The following is a 23,856-nucleotide window of genomic DNA, read 5'->3' on the forward strand; positions in this document are numbered from 1 at the left end:
GTACCGGGAAACACTCTTACGTTATCCTTACTGGTTGGCAGCCTTCTGAGGCGCTGCCCGCACTGCACACCCAGGCCACCATGAGCACTTCACCCCAAGCGTCCCCTGAACTCGCCGCGCTGCGCGTCCAGATCGACAACCTCGACACGCAACTGCTGACCCTGCTGAACCAACGCGCACTGGTCGCCGAACGGGTGGGCGAGCTGAAAAAACGCGAAGGCACGCCCTTCTTCCGCCCGGACCGGGTCGCCCAGGTCATCCAGAAGATCGAGAACGCCAACCCCGGCCCACTGAAGGCGGCCCATGTCTCGGCCATCTGGCGCGAGATCATGTCCGCCTGCCTGGCGCTGGAGTCCCCCCAGCGTGTGGCCATCCTGGGCCCGGCAGGCACCTTCTGTGAAGAGGCAGCGATCCAGTACTTCGGCGGTGCCGCCGATATCAAGTACTGCAACAGTTTTGAAGAGGTCTTCCACTCCACTGCCGCCGGCAGTGCGCAGTTTGGCGTCGTCGGTGTGGAGAACTCGAACGAAGGCGTGGTCACCCGTTCGCTGGACATGTTCCTGCATACACCCTGCCACGTCGTGGGCGAGGTGAGCCTGCTGATCCGCCATAACCTGATGCGCACGACCAACTCGCTCGATGGCATCGAGGTTGTGGCCGCGCACCCCCAGGCGCTGGCCCAGTGCCAGGGCTGGCTGTCCAAGCACCTGCCCCATGCCGAGCGCCGCCCGGTCGAGAGCAATGCCGAAGGCGCGCGCCTGGCGGCGCTGCACCCCAACATTGCCGGCATCGCCAGCGAGCGTGCCGCCCAGCAATACGGCTTGCACATCATCAGCCACGCGATCCAGGATGACGCCTACAACCGCACGCGTTTTGCGATCATCTGCCTGCCCCACACCTTGGCCACGCCTGAGGCCAGTGGCAAGGACTGCACCAGCCTGGTCGTCTCGGTGCCCAACCGCCCAGGCGCCGTGCATGAGCTGCTGATGCCGCTGAGCAAGCACGGCGTGTCGATGACGCGCTTCGAATCCCGCCCGGCCCGTACGGGCCAGTGGGAATACTATTTCTATATTGATCTGGACGGCCACCCGTCGCAGCCCCATGTGGCCAAGGCCCTGGAAGAGCTGCGCGCGCTGTGCGCGTTCTACAAGGTGCTCGGCGCCTACCCTGTCGGGAGTTGAACCGGTGAAAAAGTTTGAACATATGGCGCTGATCGGCTGCGGGCTGATGGGCGGCTCATTTGCCCTCGCAGCCAAGCGGGCCGGGCTGGTCAAACGCATTGTCGGCTACAGCAAGTCGCCATCCACTACCAGCCGTGCGCGCCAGATGGGCGTCATCGATGAAGAAGCCAGCTCGGCGCTGCAGGCCGTCTCGGGCGCCGATCTGGTGCTGCTGGCCATCCCGGTCGCATCGACCGAGTCCACGCTGGCCAATATCAAGCACCTGATCAACCCCGACACGCTGGTGATGGATGTCGGCTCCACCAAGATGGATGTCGTGGCAGCCGCGCGCCGTGCGCTGCGCGACCGCTTTGGTTGCTTTGTGCCGGCCCACCCCATTACCGGCAAGGAAGTGTTTGGCGTCGACCATGCCGATGTCAACCTCTACCGCGATGCCCAGGTGGTGCTCACCCCGACCGAGTTGACCAAGGTGGCCCAGCTGCGCCAGGCCGAAGCCATCTGGAAAGCGATTGGCAGCCATGTCACCAGCATGGCGCCCGAGCAGCATGATGCAGCGCTGGCCGCCAGCAGCCACGCGCCGCATCTGGTGGCCATGGCCTACATCAATTCGCTGCTGTCGCAAGACGGTGCGCACCGCATGCTGTCGCTGGCCGGACCGGGTTTTCGCGATTTCACCCGCATTGCTGCGGCCGAGCCGCAGATGTGGCGCGACATCTTCCTGGCCAATCGCAGCGAGATCCTCAAGCAGATCCAGTCCTTGCAGCATATGCTGGGCAGCTACGAAGCGGCGTTGCTGACCGACGATCAGCCCGCACTGGAGCAGCTGCTGCGCGAGGCCAGCAGCACGCGCGCCCAGTGGAAGCAAGGCAAGCTCTACACCCCCGAGTCGCTCTCCAAGCACAAAACCACCGTCTGATCCGCCTACCAAAGGTGCCGGCGCAGCCGGTGGACCGATAATAGCCAGTGGCGCTGCCTGAGAACACGGGTAGCGCCACCTTCTTTTTGTGACACAGCGCCGCCTGCACTGCAGGCCAGGCGCCACCATCCCACCGCAGAGCCCGCCATGTTCTCCACTGCATTTCTCGATATCCCCGCCTTGCAAAGCGCCCATGGTGAAGTGCAGCTGCCCGGCTCCAAGAGCATCTCCAACCGGGTGCTGCTATTGGCCGCATTGAGCGCGGGCACGACCACCATCCATGACCTGCTGGACTCCGACGACACCCAGGTGATGCTGCGCGCGCTGGAACAACTGGGCTGCGCCGTGGTGCGCAGCACCGATCCGGCCCACCTCAACAGCTACCACATCACCGGCATTGCCGGCCAGCTGGCGCCTGCGCTGGCGGCCCGCAGCACCGCGCTGTTCCTGGGCAATGCCGGCACGGCCATGCGGCCGCTGACCGCTGCGCTTGCCCTGCTGGGCGGCCACTTCGAGATGAGCGGCGTGCCCCGCATGCACGAGCGCCCCATTGGCGACCTGGTCGATGCGCTGCGCCAGCTGGGCTGCCAGATCGACTACCTGGGCAACGACGGCTTTCCGCCGCTGCGCATTCAGCCGGTAACAGCCGCGCAGCTGCAGCTGAACACGCCCATCACCGTGCGCGGCGATGTCTCCAGCCAGTTCCTCACCGCGCTGCTGATGGCACTGCCCTTGGTGGCCACGCGCCAGGACATCGTCATTGAAGTGGCCGGCGAGCTGATCTCCAAGCCCTATATCCATATCACCCTGGAGCTGCTCAAGCGCTTTGGCATCCAGATCAAGAACGAGCAGTGGCAGCGCTTTACCGTGCTGGCCGGCAGCCGTTACCAGTCCCCGCACGAGATCCATGTCGAGGCCGATGCCTCGTCGGCCAGCTACTTCATCGCGCTGGGCGCCATTGCTGCCAGCAAGGGCAGCAAGCCCAATGCGCAGGGCGGCACCTCCACGGTGGACCGGGTCGTCAAGGTCATGGGCGTGGGCGCGCAATCCATCCAGGGCGATATCCGCTTTGTCGATGCCGCGCGCGCGATGGGCGCTGCCATCACCAGCGGCCCCAACTGGCTGGAGATCCGCCGGGGTGCCTGGCCGCTGCAGGCCATCGACATGGATTGCAACCACATCCCCGATGCGGCGATGACCTTGGCGGCAATGGCGCTGTATGCCAACGGCACCACCACCTTGCGCAATATTGCCAGCTGGCGCGTCAAGGAAACCGACCGTCTGGCGGCGATGGCCATCGAGCTGCGCAAGCTCGGCGCCGTGGTCGAAGAAGGCGCGGATTATCTGCGCATCACGCCGCCGGCCAACCGCGAGGCCTGGAAGCCCGCCAGCATCCACACCTATGACGACCACCGCGTGGCCATGTGCTTCTCGCTGGCCGCCTTCAACCCGGCCGGCCTGCCGGTGCGCATTGAAGACCCCAAGTGCGTGGCCAAGACCTTCCCTGGTTACTTCGAGGCCATGTTCTCGGCCGTGCGCGCCGTGCCCGGCTCGGTCCCGGTGATCTGCATCGACGGGCCCAGCGCGTCGGGCAAGGGCACGGTGGCCTCGGCCGTGGCACAGCAGTTGGGCTACCACCTGCTCGACTCAGGCGCGCTCTACCGCATCACCGGGCTGGCGGCCCTCCGCGCCGGCATTCCGATCGATGCCGAGCATGCCAGCCAGATTGCCGCGTTGATTTCGCAGATGGATATCCAGTTCGGCGCCGACCAGCGCGTGCGCCTCGATGGCGAGGACATCAGCCTGGCCATCCGCAGTGAAGAAGCGGGCACCAACGCCTCCCTGGTCTCCGCGCTGCCCGCCGTGCGCCAGGCGCTGGTACAGGCCCAGCACGATTTTCGCCAGCTGCCGGGCCTGGTGGCCGATGGGCGCGACATGGGCACCGTGATTTTCCCGCTGGCCCCTTTGAAGGTCTACCTGACGGCCAGTGCAGCCAAGCGCGCCGAGCGCCGCCATAAACAGTTGATTGAAAAAGGAATACCGGCTACAATAGCCGACCTTCGTGCTGACTTGGAGGCACGCGATGCGCGCGACATGAACCGCGCCACCGCCCCCTTGCATGCAGCGCAGGATGCATTCTTGCTGGACAACTCCGAGATGAGCGTGGACAACGCGGTCGCTCAGGTGCTGTCCTGGTGGGAAAAGCGACAGCCGTTTGGCAAAGAACAGGCCTGATGAAGCGCCCAGCGCCCCTCAGCTGCCTTCGCTGACGGTATTACCCGCCCCTGCAGCCTTCTACTGGTGGATCTAGCCGCCATGGGTTGCCGGGTTGTTTAACTTTGAACCCCGTGGCGTCACAACCACACAACCTGCACGGCCAGCCTTAAAAACGTCAGCAATGGTGCTGCCGGAAACCTGCTCGTGTCTAAGGAAATACATGTCTGAATCTTTTGCCGCCCTTTTTGAAGAGTCGTTGACACGCACCGAAATGCGTCCTGGCGAAGTGATCACTGCTGAAGTCGTGCGCGTTGAGCACAACTTCGTGGTGGTGAACGCCGGCTTGAAGTCCGAAGCCTATGTGCCAATCGACGAATTCAAGAACGACCAGGGCGAAATCGAAGTCCAAGTGGGCGACTTCGTGTCCGTGGCCATCGGTTCCATCGAAAACGGCTACGGCGACACCATCCTGTCGCGCGACACCGCCAAGCGTCTGGCTTCCTGGCTGGCCCTGGAAAAGGCGCTGGAATCGGGCGAATTCGTGACCGGCACCACCTCCGGCAAGGTCAAGGGCGGTCTGACCGTTCTGGTCAACGGCATCCGCGCCTTCCTGCCAGGCTCGCTGATCGACACCCGTCCGATCAAGGACCTGACCCCTTACGAAAACAAGACCCTGGAATTCAAGGTCATCAAGCTCGACCGCAAGCGCAACAACGTGGTGCTGAGCCGCCGCGCTGTGGTGGAAGCCTCGATGGGCGAAGAGCGCGCCAAGCTGATGGAAACCTTGAAGGAAGGCTCCATCGTTCAAGGCGTGGTCAAGAACATCACCGAATACGGTGCGTTCGTGGACCTGGGCGGTATCGACGGCCTGCTGCACATCACCGACATGGCATGGCGCCGCGTGCGTCACCCATCCGAAGTGGTGACCGCTGGCCAGGAAATCACCGCCAAGATCCTGAAGTTCGACACCGAAAAGAACCGTGTCTCGCTGGGTCTGAAGCAAATGGGCGACGATCCATGGATGGGCGTGTCGCGCCGTTATCCATCGAGCACCCGTCTGTTCGGCAAGGTCACCAACATTGCCGACTACGGCGCGTTCGTGGAACTGGAACCAGGCATCGAAGGTCTGGTGCACGTGTCCGAAATGGACTGGACCAACAAGAACGTTGCTCCTTCCAAGCTCGTGACCCTGGGCGACGAAGTCGAAGTCATGGTTCTGGAAATCGACGAAGACAAGCGTCGTATCTCCCTGGGCATGAAGCAGTGCAAGGCCAACCCATGGCAGGAATTCGCGCAGAACACCAAGCGCGGTGACCGCGTCAAGGGCCCGATCAAGTCGATCACCGACTTCGGCGTGTTCGTGGGCCTGGCCTCCGGCATCGACGGTCTGGTGCACCTGTCTGACCTGTCGTGGAACGAAACCGGCGAAGCCGCAGTTCGTAACTACAAGAAGGGCCAGGAAGTGGAAGCCATCGTGCTGGCCGTGGACGTGGACCGTGAGCGTATCTCGTTGGGCATCAAGCAGCTCGACAGCGATGCATTCACCACGTTCGCTACCGTGAACGACAAGGGCCAGATCGTGACCGGCAAGGTCAAGTCTGTGGATGCCAAGGGCGCTGAAATCGACCTGGGCGACGACATCGTCGGCTACCTGCGTGCTTCCGAAATCTCGGTGGACCGCGTGGAAGACGCACGTTCCGTGCTCAAGGAAGGCGATGAAGTGACCGCCGTGGTGACCAATGTGGATCGCAAGAGCCGCAGCATCTCCCTGTCCATCAAGCAGAAGGACCACGCTGAACAGCAAGAAACCATGGCTTCGCTGTCGCAGCAATCGTCCAAGGAAAATGCTGGTACCACCAGCCTGGGCGCACTGCTGCGCGCCAAGCTGGACGCCGACAAGTAATTGACGGCTCCGCTACCGACCCATGCCTTGCCAGCCTTGGTATAGTCGGTAGCTTGCAGACAAGGTGGGCGCCCAGTGCGCCCACCAACGCTTTGACTATTTGATTCACGAAGATTCCACATTCGTATGACCCGATCCGATCTGATTGAAGAGCTTGCCGCTCGCTTCCACCAGCTGACACAGCGGGATGCGGAGCAGGCCGTCAAAACGATTCTGGAGGCCATCGAAGACTCGCTGGTACGCGGACAACGCATCGAGATCCGTGGCTTTGGCAGCTTCACCATCACCCACCGCCAACCCCGCCTGGGCCGCAACCCACGCAGCGGCGAAGCCGTGCAGGTGCCCGCCAAGCGCGTCACCCATTTCAAGCCCGGCAAGGCCTTGCGCGAATCGGTGGACGACCCCAGCAACATCCTGACCTCGACCGCCAGCCCCAAGAACAACGACGAATAAGCGCTGGCTGAACCACCGGATGGCCCATCTACCCCAGGCAGTTAGAAGCTAAACCAACAAACGCTCCCTCGAGGAGCGTTTTTTATGCTCGCCATTCCCCACGCTGCACTGATGTCACCGAGGTACCTGTGCAGCATGCTGCGGATCGGCGCCAGCGCTATGCTGGGCTACCCACCGTCACCTTATGCTGCAGCAACCACCACCCGGCCGCCCGACCCAAGATGGGGACCCAAACCTGGCCCAGCACCCCAACCGGCGCCAATGGCTGCAAAGCCTGGGCGCCTTGGGCTTGGCCGCCCAGTTGCCCGCCATCGCGCAAGCAGGCAGCAACGCCCCGCTGCCCATGGCGCCTTGGCCGGTCTCGGAGCAGCTGTTTGGCCTGGGCGTGGCCAGTGGCGAGCCCGATGCCAGCAGCGTGGTGCTGTGGACGCGGCTGCTGCCCAGTGCCAGCACACCCCTGCTGCGCCCGATGGAGGTGCACTGGGAATTGGCCCATGATGCGCAGTTCCGCCAGATCCTGCGCCAGGGCGACGCCATGGCCAGCCCTGACGGCGGCCACAGCGTGCATGTGCTGGCCCAGGGCCTGGAGGCCGGCCGCTGGTACTACTACCGCTTTCACTGCCAGGGCCAGACCAGTGCCACCGGCCGCACCCGCACTGCGCCTGCCGCCGGTGCTGCGGTGGCGCAGCTGCGCCTGGTCTACGCCTCCTGCCAGCGCTGGGAACATGGCTACTACGCCGCCTGGCGCCATGCCCGCGAGGACGATCCCGATCTGGTGGTCTTTCTCGGCGATTACATCTACGAATATGCCTCGCCCGCATCTACGGCCAAGCAAAAAAGCAGCCGTCTCGCGCGGCTGCAGCCGCTTGTCCATGCCGCAACACTGCAGGATTACCGCGACCGCTATGCGCTGCACAAGAGCGATCCGGATCTGCAGGCCATGCATGCCCACTGCCCCTGGCTCGTGACCTGGGACGACCACGAGGTCGAAGACAACTATGTGGGCGACTATGGCGTGGGCCAGATCCAGGCCTTTGTCGCCAAGCGCATGGCCGCGTACCAGGCGTTTTACGAGAACATGCCGCTGCGCGCCTCGGTGGCCTGCAAACAGGCGGGCCTGGCCCTGCCCCCTGCCCACACGCCGCTGTACCGCCAGCAAAGCTGGGGCGCGTTGGCCGATATGTGGGTGCTCGATGCACGCCAGTACCGCGATGCCCAGGCCTGCCGCGCAGCGACAGAAAAAAGTCCGGCCTCGGTCAAGGCCGCAGACTGCGCCGATCTGGCCCGCAACAGCCGCAGCTTTCTGGGCTGGGAGCAAGAGCGCTGGCTGGCGGCGCAGCTGGCGGGCAACCGCGCGGACAAGCCCCAGAGCCGGCGCTGGAGCGTTATCTGCCAACAAACCCTGTTTGCCGCGCGTAACTTTGCCAGCGGCCGCAGCAGCGCCGATACCTGGGATGGCTACCCCGCCGCGCGCCAACGGCTGCTGCGTGCGGTGGCTGAGGCGCAGCTGCGCAACACCGTGCTGCTGGGGGGCGACATCCACCAGAACTATGTATGCCGCATCCAGGACCTGGAGAGGGCCACCCCAGAGCGCGTGCTGGCCAGCGAATTCTGTGGCACCTCGATCAGCTCGCACTCCGGCACCACCCAGGCCCGGGTCGACGCCATCGTGGCCCGCAACCCCCATGTCTTGCTGGCCCGCTGCGATGAACGCGGCTATGGGCTCTGCGATATCACCCCCAAACTCTGGACCACCCAGCTGCGCGTCATTGACCAGCCGCAGTACGCGAACAGCGGCGCACACACCTTGGCCCGCTTTGTGGTGGAGGATCAGGTGGCTGGGCCGCAATGGGCCTGATCCTGTAGTCCTGCGCGGCCAACATTCTGCAACGTCCCAGCCGCTCTGTCAGCTACGCCTGCGGCGGCAAAGCGGTTAGCATGCCAGACATTGCCGCCACAACAAGGAGATCGCCATGCCACGACTGTCCCCGGGGTCACGCACCCGCCGCCCGCATCTACTGCCATCCCGCACGACGGCCAGCCGCTGGTCGCTGTCTCTGGCAGCAGTGGCAACGGCAGCGCTGCTGGCCGCCTGCAGCAGCCAGCCCCAGCTGCAATACCAGCCCCCGTCCGCATCTGACCAGCCCGAAGGCAGCTCTGGCTGGACCGACAAGCCCGGCTGGGCCACCGAGCAGTATGCGGTAGCTGCTGCCAACCCCTTGGCCACCGATGCCGGCTACCAGGTGCTGAAGGCCGGGGGCTCGGCGATCGATGCAGCCATTGCCGTGCAACTGGTGCTGGGCCTGGTCGAGCCCCAGTCGAGCGGCATCGGTGGTGGCGCCTTCTTGCTGCATGCACAAGGCAGCCAGGTCGAGGCCTATGACGGCCGCGAGGTCGCACCGATGGCGGCCGATGAGAACCTGTTCATGCGCGATGGCAAGCCCATGGCCTTCCACGACGCCGTCGTGGGCGGCCGCTCGGTCGGCGTGCCCGGCGCCATCCGCATGCTGGAGATGGCGCACAAGGAGCATGGCAAGCTGCCCTGGGCGAGCCTGTTCGAGCCCGCCATCCGCCTTGCTACCGATGGCTTCAAGGTCAGCGCACGGCTCAACGCGCTGACTGCGCAGGAAAAGTTTCTGGGCCAGGACCCGGTGGCCAGCGGCTATTTTCTGGATGCCCATGGCAAGCCCTGGCCCGTAGGCCATCTGCTGAAGAACCCCGAGTACGCCGCGGTGCTGCGCGATATCGCCCAGCACGGCTCCAAGGCCTTGCTGGAAGGGCCGGTGGCCGAGGCCATCGTGCGCAAGGTGCAAGGCCATGCCACCAATCCCGGCAAGCTCAGCCTGGCCGATCTGGCCGCCTACCAGCCCGTCAAGCGCCAGGCGCTGTGCAGCGATTACTCGCCCAGTGCCGCTGGCGCCCCGGCCAGCCAGCCCGCATCCACCCGCAGCTACCGGCTCTGCGGCTTTCCGCCCCCCAGCTCGGGCGGCATCGCGGTGGCGCAGATCCTGGGCATCATGGCCAACACGCCGGCCGGGCAAATGGGCCTGGACGCCGGCGGCCTGCCCAGTGCCGACTGGCTGCACCTCTACGCCGAGGCCTCGCGCCTGGCCTTTGCCGACCGCAACCAGTACGTTGCCGACCCGGCCTTCGTCGGCGCACCCGCCGGTGACTGGTCCAGCATGCTGCGCCCGGACTACCTGGCCCAACGCGCCGGGCTGATCGGCGCGCGCAGCATGCAGCAAGCCCAGCCCGGGCGGCCAGGCAGCGTTCAGCTGGCCTATGCCAGCCAGCCCTACCAGCAGGAATACGGCACCAGCCACATCAGCATCGTGGACCGCTACGGAAACGCCATCGCGATGACCACGACCATCGAAGACCAGTTCGGCTCGCGCCAGATGGTCAACACCGGGCGGGGCCTGGCCGGCGGCTTCCTGCTCAACAACGAACTGACCGATTTCAGCCTGGCACCGCGAGATGCGCAAGGACAGCCCATCGCCAACCGGGTCGAGCCCGGCAAGCGCCCGCGCTCGTCGATGGCGCCCACCCTGGTGTTCGACAAGGCCACCGACCGTCTGGTGATCAGCGCCGGCAGCCCAGGCGGCGCCTGGATCATCCACTACACGACCAAGACCTTGTACGGCATGCTCAACTGGGGCTTGATGCCGCAGCAAGCCATCAACCTGCCCAACTTCGGCAGCCTCAACGGCCCCACGGTGCTGGAGGAAAAGCGCTTCCCCGCTGCCACCGTGCAGGCCCTGCAGAACCGTGGTGCCGAAGTCAAGGAGCAGAACCTGACCAGCGGCCTGCAGGCCATCTCGCGGGGCGAGGCGCATGGCAAGTCCTGGTGGTTTGGTGGTGCTGACCCACGCCGTGAGGGCATTGTGATGGGCCAGTAAGCGGGCCGCATGGGGTGTACAACGGGCCGCTTGCGGCCCGTTGGGGTGTCTGGCCATCAAGGATCGCTACACCTGGTCACATTGGCTGCGGGCTGTGCATTGCCGGGGTTGCGAGCCGCCCTCTACAATGCGGGCTCCACGCAAGACGCAGCATCCAAGCACTACACAAGCTGCGCCAACACAGTTTCAAACCGCAGAGGGGAAATACATGAAAAAACTAGGCATCGGCATTGCCGCAGCCGTGGCCGTGCTGGCCGCGGGCGGAGCCACCACCGGCTACCTGGTGGGCAGCCGTATCGAAGAAGGCTTTGCCACCGCCGCCAAGGAGTGGAGCAAGCCGCCGCTGCTGGTGCAGGTGCAGGATTACCAGAAGGGCATCTTCTCATCGACCGCCCGCACCTTGTGGACGGTGGATACCGGCGAAGAAAAGCTGCAGTTCACCGCCCAGCATGACATCAGCCACGGCCCGCTCCCGATTGCGCACCTGGCCGAAATCGTCTCCACCTTTGCGATCAATCCCGATGCCTCGCCTGAGTGGGTGGTGGCCTTCAAGGACAAGGCACCGCTGGTCTGGAAGAGCAAGGTGGGCTGGTCCAAGAGCACCCAGAACGAGGTGACCTCGCCCGCCTTCAATGGCGAATTCGGTGGTGACAAGCTCGCATTTGGCGGCTTCAAGTCCGATTTCGAGATGTCCTCCGATTTCAGCCGCATCAAGGGCGATGCATCGATGCCCAGCCTGCTGGTGCAGCCCAAGCCCGGTGAAGAAGATGACGGCCAGACCGCCGATATGCTGATGAGCGGCAACACCATGCGCTTTGACATGCACCAGCCCAAGGGCCAGGAGTTCATGGTGGGCAGCATCGAATGGGCGCTGGCCAGCCTCAAGCTCACCCCCAAGAGCGGCGAAGGCCCGGCCGAGCTTGCCGACCTGAAGCTGGCCGCAGACACCCAGCTGCAAGGCGAGGTGGTCAACACCACCATCAACACATCGATCAAGTCCTTTGTGCAGAAGGACCACAAGATCGACGACATGGTGATGGACCTGGGCCTGCACAACCTCGATGCCGGCTGGCTGAACCAGTTCACCAAGGAGTCGCAGAAGACCCAGGGCGATCCGCAAGCCATGCAGATGCTGCTGATGCAGGGCATGCAGCAGCTGCTGGCCCGCAAGCCCGAGCTGGAGGTCAAGCGCATCAGCTGGCGCACCGCCGAAGGCACGGCCGAGGTGGCCGCATCGCTGTCCTACCAGGGCGATGCCGCCAAGCCGCTCAACCCGATGACCGATTTCAAGGCGCTGCTGCGCCTGGACATGCCCAAGCCCGTGCTGCAGTCGCTCTACGCCAGCAAGGTGCGCGAGACCTATGTGCTGGAGAACGAAGGCTCGGACGGCATCGATGACAAGCAGATCGACAGCGCCGTGCAGCAGGATGTGGACGCGCGCCTGGCCGGCCTGGTGGACGCGGGCTTGTTGGTGGACAACAAGGACCGCATGGCCAGCGAGCTGCAATGGGCCGATGGCAAGCTGCAAGCCAATGGCAAGCCGCTGGACCAGAACGGCATGATGGGCCTGCTGTCCGCGATGCCCTGAGCGACGGGGAACGGCGAAAAGCGGCGAGGCCAGCAATGGCCACTGCAAAAGACAAGCCCGCCATCTTCCACGATGGCGGGCTTGTCTTTTTGCTGCTTTGGCGACGCGGCACACGGGCCGCTGCGCCGGATTACTCGACGAACTCTTCGTCGCCGGTCAGGCTTTGCTGGCGCAATTCATCGTCCTGGCGCAGGTAGGATTTGATCAGGTCAAAAAAACTGTCGTAGAAGGTGGCTGAGCTCACGGTCTCGCTGGCCACCTTCACCATCGAATCGTTGCCGGCGGAAAAAGGCAGCGACAGCGAACCCAGGGCACCGACTCCCACGCTGGCAGAGTTGCTGCTCTTCTTGAGGTTGTAGGTGTCCTTGAGCGCCGACACAAAGCCCAGGGTCACCTTGCCGTCCTTGCTGTCGGCTGCGCAGACCACGCGAATGGTGATGATCTGGTGGTTGTCCGTGGCTGGCTGGAAGCTCTTTTGCCCCTCCACCTCTTTGCCCTTGGCCACATTGATCAGGTATCCCTGGCTCAGCAGCGCACGGCGGGCGGCCTCGCAGGCCCGCTCGGGCGGTGCATCAAAAAGGCGCGAATAGGTGGACGACGATCCGAAGGTTTCGTGGGCTACGACGTTGTAGCGATGGCTGTCGGTGTCGCGGTCGAGGCTGCCACAACCCGAGACCGCAAGCGCCAGTGCCGCCACCAACGACCAGCCCGCCAAAGGGCGTTGAAGTTTGCAGCGGGTGGATGCAGCAAGTAAAAGTAGGTCTGAATGCTTGCCCAACATGAACGAAACGAACTCCCGAAACAACATGATGACCTGGATGACAGAGACAGGCCCAAGCGCACCACTGTAATGGATAGAGCCGGTGCAGCCTGTCAGCCAACGTCTGTATAGCACGCCCGGTGCGAAGGGCAAAGCGGCATGCTACCAGCCGTGTCCCAGGGCGCTTATAGCGGCGCTCTGGTTTACCAAATTTTGCATATTATGCGCGGCATTTGCCCAGGATGGAAAAGCACAACGCGCTATGCTTTTAAAAGCACATGCCACCACCTAGAACAACACCCATGCCCATGCCAGAACCTGCCCGCCCTACCGAGTCACCGCGCCTGCAGCGCCGTCTTTTGCTGCAGGCCGGCAGTGGCCTGGCGCTGTTGCCCTGGCTGCCCAGCGCACAGGCTGCGGCAACCGATGGCTGGCCTGCCGACTCCCGCGTTCCCGGAGGCGTCGCGCGCCTGTCGCTGGGCCCTGCGGCTGAGCGGCCGCAGGCCTATGCAGGCGATATTCCGCTGCTGGTGCTGGGCGATGCCATCGAGTGGACGGCGCTCGTCGGCATACCGCTGTCGGCCCCCGCGGGCCCGGCAGAGATCAAGCTGCAAACGGCCAGCGGGCCACGCAGCATCGCCTACACCGTGCGCGACAAGAAATACAGCGAGCAGCGCCTGAAGGTTGCCCCCAAGACGGTCGACCTGTCTGCCGCCGACAATGCCCGCTATGAGCGCGAACGTGACCACCAACAAACGGTGATGGCCACGTTCAGCACGCCGCTGCCCGCGCAGATGCAACTGCCGGTGCCGGTGCCCGGCCGGCGCTCGAGCTCCTTCGGGCTGCGCCGGGTGTTCAATGGCCAGTCACGCAATCCGCACAGCGGCATGGACATCGCAGCGGCCACCGGCACGCCGGTCAAGGCGCCCATCGATGGCAAGATCATCGATGTAGGCGACTACTTCTTCAACGGCCACACCATCTGGATGGACCACGGGGGCGGCTTTCTGACCATGTACTGCCACCTGAGCGCCACCCAGGTGACCGTGGGCCAGAGCGTACGAGCCGGCGAAGTCATTGGCAAGGTCGGCGCGACTGGCCGGGTGACCGGCCCGCACCTGCACTGGGGTGTGATGCTCAACCGCAGCATGGTCGACCCTGCGCTCTTCCTGACGGCCTGACAACCCGCCTGTGGTTATCCCAGATATCTGTGGGTCAGCATGTGGACAAGGCTCTGGACAAGATGGCAACCCATTGACTGGCCTGGATATTTTTCATACGCCTAAGTTTTAGGCAGACACGGCTGCGACAGCCCGCATGGACTGGCTGCCAAGCGACAAGCTTGGCCTACATCCGCGCCTGCAGGCAGCCTCTACGATAGCAAGCTGAGATCGTAAACACGTTCAAGGTTTGCTTTCACCCACTGCAGCGCGCGCCCAGTGCGCTGCCTCTAATAAGGAAAACTTCATATGCAACGTTGGAAACTGATGAGCCTCAGCGCCGCGGCTGCCATGGCCCTGGCCGCCTGCAGCAGCAACCCATCGTCCACGCCTGCGGCACCTGCCCCAGGCAGCACCGCACCCGCCATGAACGCATCCTCCGCTGAAAAAACCCTGCAGGCCTACCACTGGGATCTGGAGCGTGCCGAAGACCAATCCGGCCGCCCACTGCCTGCCTTCACCGCACTGGCACCGAAGAAGGTGCTGCGCCTGGGCTTCAGCGGCGATGCCAAGACGGCGCACCGCGTGAGCATTGGCAACCTCTGCAATGTCATGGGCGCCGGCTACCAGCTCGATGGCGACAAGATCAGCATCACCAACCCGATTGGCACGATGATGGCCTGCGAGCCACCCCTGATGCAGCTGGAGCAAGCGGTGAGCGCACAGATCACGCGCGCCGAGAGCCTGCGCATCAGCCAGGACAACAACGCACCGCGCCTGACCCTGCAGTTCAACGATGGCAGCCGTTGGCTGTTGAAGTCGGTGCCCACCAACGAAACCAAATATGGTGGCGCGGGTGAGACCATGTTCTACGAAGTCGGCCCCCAGACCAAGCCATGCAACCACGGCGTTGCCAAGGGCGTGCAATGCCTGCAGGTGCGCGAGCTGCGTTATGACAGCAATGGCCGCAAAACCGTGGCCGGCGATTGGCAGCATTTCTACGGCAACATCGAAGGCTACCAACACGAACCCGGCTACAGCAATGTGCTGCGTGTGAAGCGCTACACCATTGCCAACCCGCCTGCCGATGCCTCGCGCTACGCCTACGTGCTGGACATGACCGTCGAGACCGCCAAGGCCCCTTGATGGGGCAAGCGGGTGCTGCTGACAGCGCTCGCTTACTCACCTGACATGGAGGTTTGGCAGCCCGCAGCTATCGCAGGTTGAAAGCGTCAAGCTCCATCTTCATCCCCCGCCCCCAGTCGCCCAACAGCGGTGACTGGGGGTTTGGTTTTTGCAGGCCGCATTGATTAGCGTGATGCCTGCACCCCAACGCCCGCGCACCGATGCCCCGCTTTTGGGCATGGCCTGCTTGCCGCATGGATAAGCCCAACTCTTATATAAGAGTTGGGCAGGCATGGCAGAATGGCGCCACAAACACCTATAGCCACTCAGCGGTTGCAGCAGCTGTATCTCTGCAGGCTGCGCCCCACTCCATGCCAGCGACCACTCATCCTGCCCCTCCGCCGCTGCTGCGCGACCAGCACAGCGGCTTTCTTATTTTTTTGATAGCGCGGGTCTTCGCTGTCGGCGCCACCCAAATCCAGGCCGTGGTCGTGGCCTGGCAGGTCTATGACCTCACGCGCAACCCCATGGCGCTCGCCTTTGTCGGCCTGGCGCAGTTCATTCCGATGCTGCTGCTGCTCTTGCCTGCAGGCGAGTTGATTGACCGGCTGCCGCGCAAGAAGGTGCTGGCCACCAGCTGGGCGCTGGGCAGCGTCTGCAGCGCGCTGCTGCTGTGGCTGTCGGGCCATGGAAACGCAGGGGTGGCCGGCATCTATGCGGTGCTGGTACTGTATGGCGCCACACGGGCCTTCTCGGGCCCGGCGCTGCAAAGCCTGTTGCCGCAATTGGTGCCGATGGCGCTGCTGCCCAAGGCCATCGCCACCAACAGCGTGGTGATGCGCTGCTCGGCCATTGGCGCGCCGATGCTGGGCGGGTTTTTGTATGCGGCTGGCGGGGCGGTGTGGACCTATGGCGTCTGCATGCTCGCATTTGCGATCGGCACCGGGCTGCTGCTGCGCGTCAAGGTGCTGTATGCGGCGCCCAAGGCCGCCACCGAGCCGGGCGCTGCACGCGACACGATCTGGCAGCGCTTTGGCGCGGGCATCCGCTTTATCTTTGGCCGCCCCATGGTGCTGGGCACCATCTCGCTCGACCTGTTCGCTGTGCTGCTGGGCGGCGTGGTGGCACTGCTGCCCATATATGCCCATGAGGTGCTGCACACCGGCCCCGAGGGCCTGGGCCTGCTGCGCAGCGCCATGGCCATCGGCGAAGTTTGTGCAGGCCTTTACCTGAGCAGCCGCCCCTTTGGCACCCACGTGGGCCGCCGCATGATGCTGGCGGTGGCCGTGTTTGGCATCGCCAACCTGGTGTTCTCGCTGTCGCACTGGCTGTGGCTGTCCTGCCTGGCGCTGGCCATCGCCGGCGCTGCGGACATGGTCAGCGTCTACGTGCGCGGCTCGCTGCTGCAATTTGCCACACCCGACAACATGCGCGGCCGGGTCAACGCGGTCAACATGCTGTTCATCGGCTCGTCCAATGAGCTGGGCGAATTCCGCGCTGGCAGCAGCGCAGCCCTGCTCGGCGCCGTGCCCGCTGCGGTGGCGGGAGGCCTGTGCTCGCTGGCGGTGGTGGCGTTGTGGACGCGGCTCTTCCCCAGCCTGTGGAAGGTGAACCGCTTCGAAGATGCGCAATACCAGTCTGCGGGCCGCTAAGACCGGACGCCACTGCCCCCTCAGAGCGCATCGACCGGCAGCTTGAGAAAACGCCGGCCCTGTGCATCGGCATCGGGCAGGCGGCCTGCGCGGATATTGACTTGCACCGAGGGCAGCATCAGCTGCGGCATCGCCAGGGTTGCATCGCGCGCCTCGCGCATCGCCACAAAGGCCGCCTCATCCACGCCATCGTGCACATGGATGTTGTGCGCACGCTGCTCGGCCACCGTGCTGCACCAGGCAGCGGCACGGCCGGCAGGCGGGTAATCATGGCAAACATACAGAGTCGTTTGCGGCGGATGCGCCAGCAGCCGGCCAATGGACTGGTAAAGCGCACGCGCATCACCGCCGGGAAAGTCACAGCGCGCGGTGCCCACATCGGGCATGAACAAGGTATCGCCCACAAAAATGGCGGCCACTGCACCTTCAGCCTCTACCGCATAGGCCAGGTCCGCCGGGGTATGGCCGGGCACACCGAGCGCACGAATGCGGGTTGCGCCCAGCGCCAGCACATCGCCATCGCTGAGCAGGCAGTCAAAGTCTGCGCCTTGCGGGGCAATGCAGTCTTCCATGCCATAGATACCGCCAAATACCTTCTGCACCTGCGTGATCTGACGGCCAATGACCACCGGCGCGGCGATGCGCACTGCCCCTGCGGGCATTCGTGTGCGCAGCCACTGCGCGGCAGACAGGTGGTCGGCATGCGCATGGGTTTCCAGCACCCAGCGCAAGGTCAATTGCTCGGCATCCAGGTAGTCAGCAAGGCGCTGGGCCGATGCCGTGCTGGTACGGCCACTCTTCGCATCAAAGTCCCAGACCGGGTCGATGACGGCGGCCTCACGGCTGGCCGCATCGTGCAGCACATAGCTGACGGTGCCGGTCACTGCGTCAAAAAAGGCCTGAACACCAAAAGAAGTGGCAGAGTGCATGGTCAAACACATTCACACAAAACAATATATCTTTTAATATAATAAAAACCACCCTGTTCGGCAAGCCCGCTGTACCAAGTCTTCTGCCCATGTCTGTAAATACCAAGGCCGCCCCTTCCCCAGAGGCCATGCGCGAGGCCGCGCAGCATGCCGTATCCGCCCTCAAGCTGCTCGGCAATGCAGACCGCTTGCTGCTGCTCTGCCACCTCAGCCAGCGCGAATGCTGCGTCAGCGATATGGAGGCACAGCTGGGCATTCAGCAACCGACCTTGTCGCAGCAACTGGCGGTGCTGCGGCGAGAGAACGCGGTCAGCACCCGGCGCGAGGGCAAGAACATTTTTTACCAGGTGGCCGATGCGCGCCTGCTGGCGCTGCTGCAGACACTGTATGCACAGTACTGCCCGGCAGCCTGAGGCGGCGCCTTCACCCTCGTCTCCAGAAAGCCTTCCTATGTCGATCGATCTGTCTGCCTTTACGCCCCTGACCGCCCTCGCTGGCGGTGCCTTGATTGGCCTGGCTGCCGTGCTGCTGGTGCTGTTCAACGGCCGCATTGCCGGTATCAGCGGCATCGTGGGCGCGCTGCTGCCACCGCGCTCCCAGCGCGGCGCCTGGCGCCTGGCCTTTGTGCTTAGCTTGCTGGCGGCCCCTTGGCTTTACCAGTGGTTTGCACCGCTGCCAGCGGCCGCCAGCCCTGCCGCCTGGCCGCTGCTGGTGCTGGCCGGCCTGCTGGTGGGCTTTGGCACGCGCCTGGGCTCGGGCTGCACCAGTGGGCATGGCGTTTGCGGGCTCTCGCGCCTGTCGCTGCGCTCCCTGGTGGCCACCTTGGTCTTCATGGCCACCGGTTTCGCGACGGTGTTTGTGGCGCGCCACGTTTTGTAAGGAGAGAACGATGACTATCCTCATGGCAGCCCTCGCAGGCCTGGTCTTTGGCCTGGGCCTGCTCGTGTCCGGCATGGCCGATCCGCAGAAGGTGCTGGGCTTTCTGGATATTGCCGGCACCTGGGACCCTTCATTGGCGCTGGTGATGGGCGGCGCAATCGCACTGGGGTTGCCCGGTTTTGCACTGGCCCGCAGGCGCAGCCGCAGCCTGCTGGGCGCGCCCATGCAATTGCCCGCGCGCCAGACAATAGATGCCCCGCTGCTGTTCGGCTCTGCGCTGTTTGGCATTGGCTGGGGCCTGACCGGCTACTGCCCCGGCCCGGCGCTGGTGGGGACGGCGGCGGGCCTGGGTTCCGCAGCGATTTTCAGCATGGCCATGCTGGCAGGCATGCTGTTGTACGGGCTATGGTCAAACAGGTCTTGAAACCCGGCCACTATAAAATCCATAGCTGAACATCCCAGCACCATCGCTCCACCTTCCCCCTCCCCGCGCTCCCATGTCTCTCGCCATCGACCCTGCTGTTGCACATGCCCATGCCCAGGACTGCCCCCTGCCCGTGCTGTGGCGCGACGAGCATCTGGTGGCCATCTACAAGCCCGCCGGATGGCTGGTACACCGCACAGGCCTGGATGCGGGCGAGACGCGCTTTATCGTGCAGACCTTGCGCGACCAGATGGGCCAGCATGTGTTTCCGCTGCACCGGCTCGACAAGGGCACCTGCGGCGTGCTGCTGCTGGCACTGCATGCCGAGGCAGCCAGCCGCACGCGCCGCCAGTTTGAAAACCACCAGATGGACAAGCGCTACCTGGCCATGGTGCGCGGCTGGGCGCCGCTGCATGCGGAGGTGGACCACGCACTGCGCCCCGACGATGCCCCGCAAGACGCGCCCGCCCAGCCGGCCCAGACCCGCTTTGCGCGCCTGGCCACGCTGGAGCATCCCGAGGCTTACGACGGCCGCTTTGCCGGCACGCGGCTGTCCTTGGTGCAGGCCGAGCCACTCACCGGGCGCCGCCACCAGATCCGCCGCCACCTCAAGCACATCGCCCACCCCATCATTGGCGATGCGACGCATGGCAAGGGGCCGCTGAACCGCTGGTGGGCCGAGCGCCTGGGCCTGCAGCGGCTGTGGCTGCATGCCTGGTCGCTGTCCTTGCTGCACCCCTACACGCAGGCGCCCTTGCATATCGACAGCGGACTGCGCTGGCCGAACGCAGAGCCGGCAGCGGGCACCTCCGAGCCGCAGTCTCACCCCAGTCTGCAGCAATGGCAGGCGCTGCTGCGCAGCCCGGACTGGTTGCACGACGACCCGGGAATGGCGCGATAGCAGCTGCGCCAAGACCAGGGGCGCACATTGTTTTTCTGATGCGCGCACACTCACGCTGTGCAAAATCAACCAACAACAACTTCTCCCGCCCGCCCGGGCCCAGCCGCTTCCGCCACAACGCTCAGCCCTGCCGTGCTGCTGCTGATGGCCACCGCCTGCGGCCTGTGCGCAGGGGCCAACTACTTCAACCAACCGCTGCTCAACTCCATCGCCCATGCGCTGCAGGTGAGCGAGAGCACGGCCGGCATTCTGGTCACCTGCGCCCAGGTGTCGTATGCCATTGGCCTGCTGTTTCTGGTGCCGCTGGGCGATATGCTGGAGCGCCGCAAGCTGACCGTGGGCCTGATGCTGCTGGCCGCACTGGGCCTGCTGGTCAGCGGTTTTGCGGGCCTGATGCCCTCGCCCTTCATCGCGCTGGTGCTGGGCACCTTGGTGACCGGCCTCTTCTCGGTCGCGGCCCAGGTGCTGGTGCCGATGGCTGCCAGCCTGGCCCCGCGTGAGTCGAGCGGCCGCGCCGTGGGCCTGGTGATGAGCGGCCTGCTCACCGGCATCCTGCTGTCACGCACCGTTGCCGGTCTCTTGTCGGCCGTGGGTGGCTGGAGCCTGGTCTACAAGGTCGGCGGTGTCGCGATGGTGCTGGTGGCGCTGGCTCTGTACCGGGTGCTGCCCAAGGTGGCGCATAGCGGCGCACGCCTGCCCTATGGCCAGGTGCTGGGCAGCATGGCCACGTTGATCCGCACGCAGCCCCGTCTGCGCACCCGCACCTTGCTGGGGGGCCTGGCCTTTGCGTCGGTCAGCGTGCTGTTTTCTACGATGGCCCTGATGCTCGGCGGCCCGGAGCACGGTTTGAGTGATTCGTCGATCGGGCTGATTGGCCTGTCCGGTGTGGCCGGTGCGTTGATGGCCAATGCCGCAGGCCGGCTGGTCGACAAGGGCCTGGAGCGCCCGACCACCGCCTTCTCGGTGCTGCTGCTGGTCGTCAACTGGGCGCTCTTGTGGTACAGCCAGCACTCCGTATTTCTGTTCATCGCCGGCATGCTGGTCATCGAGCTGGCGCTGCAAGGCACCCATATCTGCAACCAGAACGTCATCTACCGGCTGGCCCCCGAAGCGCGCTCGCGCATCAATGCCTGCTATATGACGGGCTACTTCATCGGCGCATCGGCTGGCTCGGCCATCGGCGCCTGGGCCTGGCACCACGGCGGCTGGACGGGCGCCTGCATCGCCGGCACGGTGCTGGCCCTGCTCAATGTGGCGGTCTTGCTGGCGGACCGCAGGCTGTCCCATCCGGGCGCAGCGGCATCCCCGGCCAGCGCAGCGTGAAGACTCGCCTGCGACTGTCCGTTCGGCCATGTTGCCGGCAAGCGCTGGACTGATACGAGGACAATGGTAGGCTTGCAGTCCCTGCATGGCGGTCCGTCGCCGCCCGCATCGATACGAGAGAGAGACCATGTACCTCGACCAGCAACAAGCCCCCAATATCAACCAGCTCACCGCATTCCGCCGCGATCTGCACATGCACCCGGAGCTGAAGTACGAAGAGAACCGCACCGCCGACAAGATCGCAGCCTATTTGACGGCGCTGGGCATCCCGATGGTGCGCGGCCTGGGCACCACCGGCATTGTGGCCAGCATCCATGGCCGGGGGCGCGATGCCAGCAACCCCGGGCCTGCCATCGGCATCCGTGCCGACATGGACGCGCTGCCGGTGCAGGAGACCAACCAGTTCGGCCATATCAGCCAGTACCCGGGCCGCATGCATGCATGCGGGCACGATGGCCACACGACGATGGTGATGGGTGCGGCCGAGCTGCTGGCCGGCCAGCGTGATTTTGACGGCACCGTGCACCTTATCTTTCAGCCCGGCGAAGAAGGCGGTGCCGGCGCCCGCGCGATGATGAACGACGGGCTGTTTACCCGGTTTCCCTGCCAGGCCGTGTTTGCGCTGCACAACTGGCCCGCTCTGCCGCAAGGCCAGATGGGGGTGCGCGTGGGGCCGATCATGGCGGCCGCGCTGCGCTTTGAGATTGTGGTGCGCGGCCGGGGCGGCCATGCGGCCTTGCCCCATACCACGGTGGACCCGATTCCGGTGGCCTGCTCCATCGTCGGCCAGCTGCAGACCCTGGTCTCGCGCGGCACCGATCCGCTCGATGCGGCCGTGCTGACCGTCGGCAAGATCGAATCCGGTACGGTGGAGAACATCATCCCGGATGAGGCGCGCATCTACGGCACCTGCCGCAACCTGACCCTGGCCTCGCAGCAGTTCCTCATCGATGGGCTGCACCGGGTCTCCAGCCACATCGCCGAGGCGCACTTTGCCAGCGCCGAAGTCATCATCAAACCCGGCTACCCCAACACCACCAACCACCGCAAGGAAGCGCTCTTCATGGGCGAGGTGATGCGCGAGATGGTGGGCGCCACCCATGCCCACACCGATGTGCTGCCGGCCATGACGGCCGAGGACTTTGGCTTCATGCTTGAAGAAGTGCCCGGTGCCTATGGCTGGATCGGCAATGGCGCCGATGGCCAGCCTGGCGTGGGACTGCACAACCCGGGCTATGATTTCAACGACAACAACATCGCCCTGGGCGCCAAGTTCTGGGATCGCCTGGCACGCCGCTGGTTCGATACCCAGGCGCAGCGCTAAGGTCCCATCGCTGCAAGGGCGCGCACATCCGCAAGCCCTTGCGGCCATGATCTGGAGCCCGTTTTGCAGCGTTCAGCCACTCTCTCGCCCCTCCCCCACCGCCGCGCACGCGGCCTGCGCCTGCTGCCACCGCTGCTGCTGGGCCTGGCCTTGCTCGCCGGCGGCCATGCCGCCCAGGCCCGCACGCCGGCAGCAAGCTCGGCCACGCCAGCACCGCAGCTGGCACCAGCGGACAACCCCTCGTGCCCGGCGCCAGCCGCCAAAGATCCTGCGGTCTACCAGGCGGAATCGCGCAAGCCCCACCCGGACCGGGGTGTGCTGTGGGAACTGCGCAAAGGCGATGATCTCGCCTATCTCTGGGGCAGCATCCATGTAGGCCAGCTGCCCTGGATCTTTCCCGGCCCGCGCACCGCGCAAGCGCTGCGCGCAGCCCCCGCGATTGCGCTGGAGCTGGACCCGCTGGACCCCGCCACCCTGAAGGCGCTGACCGAGGCGATGCGCGAAGACAGTGACCGGCAAAAGCTGGTCATGCGCCAGAACCCCGAGCTGCAGACACGCATGGGCCGCATGGCCTTCGAATCCTGCGTGGACCAGACGACCTGGCACACCAATGCCGCCACCCTGGCCCGTCTGATCGCGCTGGGCATGCAGGACATGGCGCGCAGCGGCTACCACCCGGCCTACGGCATCGACCTGAACCTGGCAGCGATGGCGCATGCCGTCGGCAGGCCGGTGCAGGCGATCGAGACGGCGCAGGAGCAGTTGCTGGCCATGGGCCTGGGCGGCGGCGGGGTGCCCGCGCAGCTGGCCACGCCCGACGACATCCGCAAGGCGCTGAACGACATCGACAGCGGCAAGAACCGCCTGGTCGCCCAGCAGCTCGCGACCTATTGGGAAAGCGGCGACCTGGCCGCCCTCAAGCAGCTGATGCAGGACTGCCAATGCCTGGGCGATGTAGGCATGCAAGCGGCGCTGCTCGATACCCGCAACCAGCGCATGGCCGAGCGGCTGCCGGCGATGATTGCCGCGCAGCCCAATCTCTTTATCGCCGTGGGCATGCTGCACATGGTGGGCGACAACAACCTGCTGCAGCTGCTGCAAAAGCAGGGCTTCACGGTGCGGCAGTTGACGGGCAAGGGGGCCGATGCCCCAGCCGTTGCCGGCACGCCAGCCAAGGCCCGGTAAGCGCAGACCAGCGCCCATAAAAAACGCCGCCTGCTTT

The 23,856-nt window shown here is 64.9% G+C and carries 20 protein-coding genes; 18 read left to right on the plus strand and 2 right to left on the minus strand.

All coding sequences use genetic code 11. The annotated features are described in order from the left end of the window. Nucleotides 1-80: 80 nt before the first annotated feature. The 8 genes from pheA (at nucleotide 81) to ACCQ08_RS00825 (ending at nucleotide 12,157) form a co-directional block, all read left to right on the plus strand. On the plus strand, nucleotides 81-1,181 hold the full coding sequence (pheA, locus tag ACCQ08_RS00790) for a prephenate dehydratase (protein ID WP_312409637.1): 1,101 nt from the start codon (nucleotides 81-83) through the stop codon (nucleotides 1,179-1,181). 22 nt (nucleotides 1,182-1,203) lie between these two features. Further along, the gene (locus ACCQ08_RS00795; protein WP_239812664.1) at nucleotides 1,204-2,097 is read left to right on the plus strand and encodes a prephenate dehydrogenase/arogenate dehydrogenase family protein; all 894 of its coding nucleotides are present in this window, start codon (nucleotides 1,204-1,206) and stop codon (nucleotides 2,095-2,097) included. Between the two features lie 147 nt (nucleotides 2,098-2,244). Beyond that, nucleotides 2,245-4,332: a bifunctional 3-phosphoshikimate 1-carboxyvinyltransferase/cytidylate kinase gene (locus ACCQ08_RS00800; protein WP_239811408.1), complete on the plus strand. Its 2,088-nt coding sequence runs from the start codon at nucleotides 2,245-2,247 to the stop codon at nucleotides 4,330-4,332. A 202-nt stretch (nucleotides 4,333-4,534) separates the two neighbouring features. Further along, complete coding sequence (gene rpsA, locus ACCQ08_RS00805; RefSeq protein WP_021027334.1) at nucleotides 4,535-6,217, plus strand: 30S ribosomal protein S1; 1,683 nt, start codon at nucleotides 4,535-4,537, stop codon at nucleotides 6,215-6,217. Nucleotides 6,218-6,343: 126 nt separating this feature from the next. Then, nucleotides 6,344-6,670, plus strand: a complete 327-nt coding sequence (locus ACCQ08_RS00810) for an integration host factor subunit beta (RefSeq protein WP_021027333.1) — start codon at nucleotides 6,344-6,346, stop codon at nucleotides 6,668-6,670. A 184-nt stretch (nucleotides 6,671-6,854) separates the two neighbouring features. Continuing rightward, complete coding sequence (locus ACCQ08_RS00815; protein WP_373448588.1) at nucleotides 6,855-8,528, plus strand: alkaline phosphatase; 1,674 nt, start codon at nucleotides 6,855-6,857, stop codon at nucleotides 8,526-8,528. 115 nt (nucleotides 8,529-8,643) lie between these two features. After that, complete coding sequence (locus tag ACCQ08_RS00820; protein WP_373448589.1) at nucleotides 8,644-10,569, plus strand: gamma-glutamyltransferase family protein; 1,926 nt, start codon at nucleotides 8,644-8,646, stop codon at nucleotides 10,567-10,569. Between the two features lie 208 nt (nucleotides 10,570-10,777). Further along, complete coding sequence (locus tag ACCQ08_RS00825) at nucleotides 10,778-12,157, plus strand: YdgA family protein (RefSeq protein WP_373448590.1); 1,380 nt, start codon at nucleotides 10,778-10,780, stop codon at nucleotides 12,155-12,157. A gap of 130 nt (nucleotides 12,158-12,287) precedes the next feature. On the opposite strand, the gene ACCQ08_RS00830 is transcribed toward ACCQ08_RS00825, so the two are convergent. Next, a complete protein-coding gene (locus tag ACCQ08_RS00830) occupies nucleotides 12,288-12,872 on the minus strand; it encodes a DUF2242 domain-containing protein (RefSeq protein ID WP_239811403.1) in 585 nt (194 codons plus the stop codon). A gap of 347 nt (nucleotides 12,873-13,219) precedes the next feature. Here ACCQ08_RS00830 and ACCQ08_RS00835 point away from each other — a divergent pair, with 347 nt between their 5' ends. From ACCQ08_RS00835 to ACCQ08_RS00845, 3 genes are all read left to right on the plus strand, one after another. Further along, nucleotides 13,220-14,098 carry a peptidoglycan DD-metalloendopeptidase family protein gene (locus ACCQ08_RS00835; protein WP_373448591.1) on the plus strand — a complete coding sequence of 293 codons (879 nt, stop codon included), beginning with the start codon at nucleotides 13,220-13,222 and terminating at the stop codon, nucleotides 14,096-14,098. 288 nt (nucleotides 14,099-14,386) lie between these two features. Continuing rightward, nucleotides 14,387-15,223 carry an META and DUF4377 domain-containing protein gene (locus tag ACCQ08_RS00840; RefSeq protein WP_239811401.1) on the plus strand — a complete coding sequence of 279 codons (837 nt, stop codon included), beginning with the start codon at nucleotides 14,387-14,389 and terminating at the stop codon, nucleotides 15,221-15,223. Between the two features lie 350 nt (nucleotides 15,224-15,573). Beyond that, the gene (locus tag ACCQ08_RS00845; RefSeq protein ID WP_239811400.1) at nucleotides 15,574-16,854 is read left to right on the plus strand and encodes an MFS transporter; all 1,281 of its coding nucleotides are present in this window, start codon (nucleotides 15,574-15,576) and stop codon (nucleotides 16,852-16,854) included. A 20-nt stretch (nucleotides 16,855-16,874) separates the two neighbouring features. Here the strand turns inward: ACCQ08_RS00845 and ACCQ08_RS00850 are convergent, their stop codons facing one another. Beyond that, entirely contained in the window at nucleotides 16,875-17,783 is a 909-nt protein-coding gene (locus ACCQ08_RS00850) for an MBL fold metallo-hydrolase (protein ID WP_373448592.1), read from the minus strand. 89 nt (nucleotides 17,784-17,872) lie between these two features. Here ACCQ08_RS00850 and ACCQ08_RS00855 point away from each other — a divergent pair, with 89 nt between their 5' ends. From ACCQ08_RS00855 to ACCQ08_RS00885, 7 genes are all read left to right on the plus strand, one after another. Continuing rightward, nucleotides 17,873-18,196: a metalloregulator ArsR/SmtB family transcription factor gene (locus tag ACCQ08_RS00855; protein ID WP_312834707.1), complete on the plus strand. Its 324-nt coding sequence runs from the start codon at nucleotides 17,873-17,875 to the stop codon at nucleotides 18,194-18,196. A gap of 37 nt (nucleotides 18,197-18,233) precedes the next feature. Continuing rightward, nucleotides 18,234-18,662 carry a YeeE/YedE family protein gene (locus ACCQ08_RS00860; protein ID WP_373448593.1) on the plus strand — a complete coding sequence of 143 codons (429 nt, stop codon included), beginning with the start codon at nucleotides 18,234-18,236 and terminating at the stop codon, nucleotides 18,660-18,662. 10 nt (nucleotides 18,663-18,672) lie between these two features. After that, nucleotides 18,673-19,086: a DUF6691 family protein gene (locus tag ACCQ08_RS00865; RefSeq protein WP_373448594.1), complete on the plus strand. Its 414-nt coding sequence runs from the start codon at nucleotides 18,673-18,675 to the stop codon at nucleotides 19,084-19,086. A 73-nt stretch (nucleotides 19,087-19,159) separates the two neighbouring features. Continuing rightward, entirely contained in the window at nucleotides 19,160-19,987 is an 828-nt protein-coding gene (locus ACCQ08_RS00870) for a pseudouridine synthase (protein ID WP_373448595.1), read from the plus strand. A gap of 132 nt (nucleotides 19,988-20,119) precedes the next feature. After that, entirely contained in the window at nucleotides 20,120-21,310 is a 1,191-nt protein-coding gene (locus tag ACCQ08_RS00875; protein ID WP_373448596.1) for an MFS transporter, read from the plus strand. 127 nt (nucleotides 21,311-21,437) lie between these two features. Continuing rightward, nucleotides 21,438-22,634, plus strand: a complete 1,197-nt coding sequence (locus ACCQ08_RS00880; RefSeq protein ID WP_312525413.1) for a M20 aminoacylase family protein — start codon at nucleotides 21,438-21,440, stop codon at nucleotides 22,632-22,634. 63 nt (nucleotides 22,635-22,697) lie between these two features. After that, nucleotides 22,698-23,819, plus strand: coding sequence for a TraB/GumN family protein (locus ACCQ08_RS00885; RefSeq protein ID WP_373448597.1), 1,122 nt, complete (start codon nucleotides 22,698-22,700; stop codon nucleotides 23,817-23,819). Nucleotides 23,820-23,856 lie beyond the last annotated feature (37 nt).

This window comes from Comamonas sp. SY3, assembly GCF_041730275.1.
GTDB lineage: Bacteria > Pseudomonadota > Gammaproteobacteria > Burkholderiales > Burkholderiaceae_C > Comamonas > Comamonas sediminis.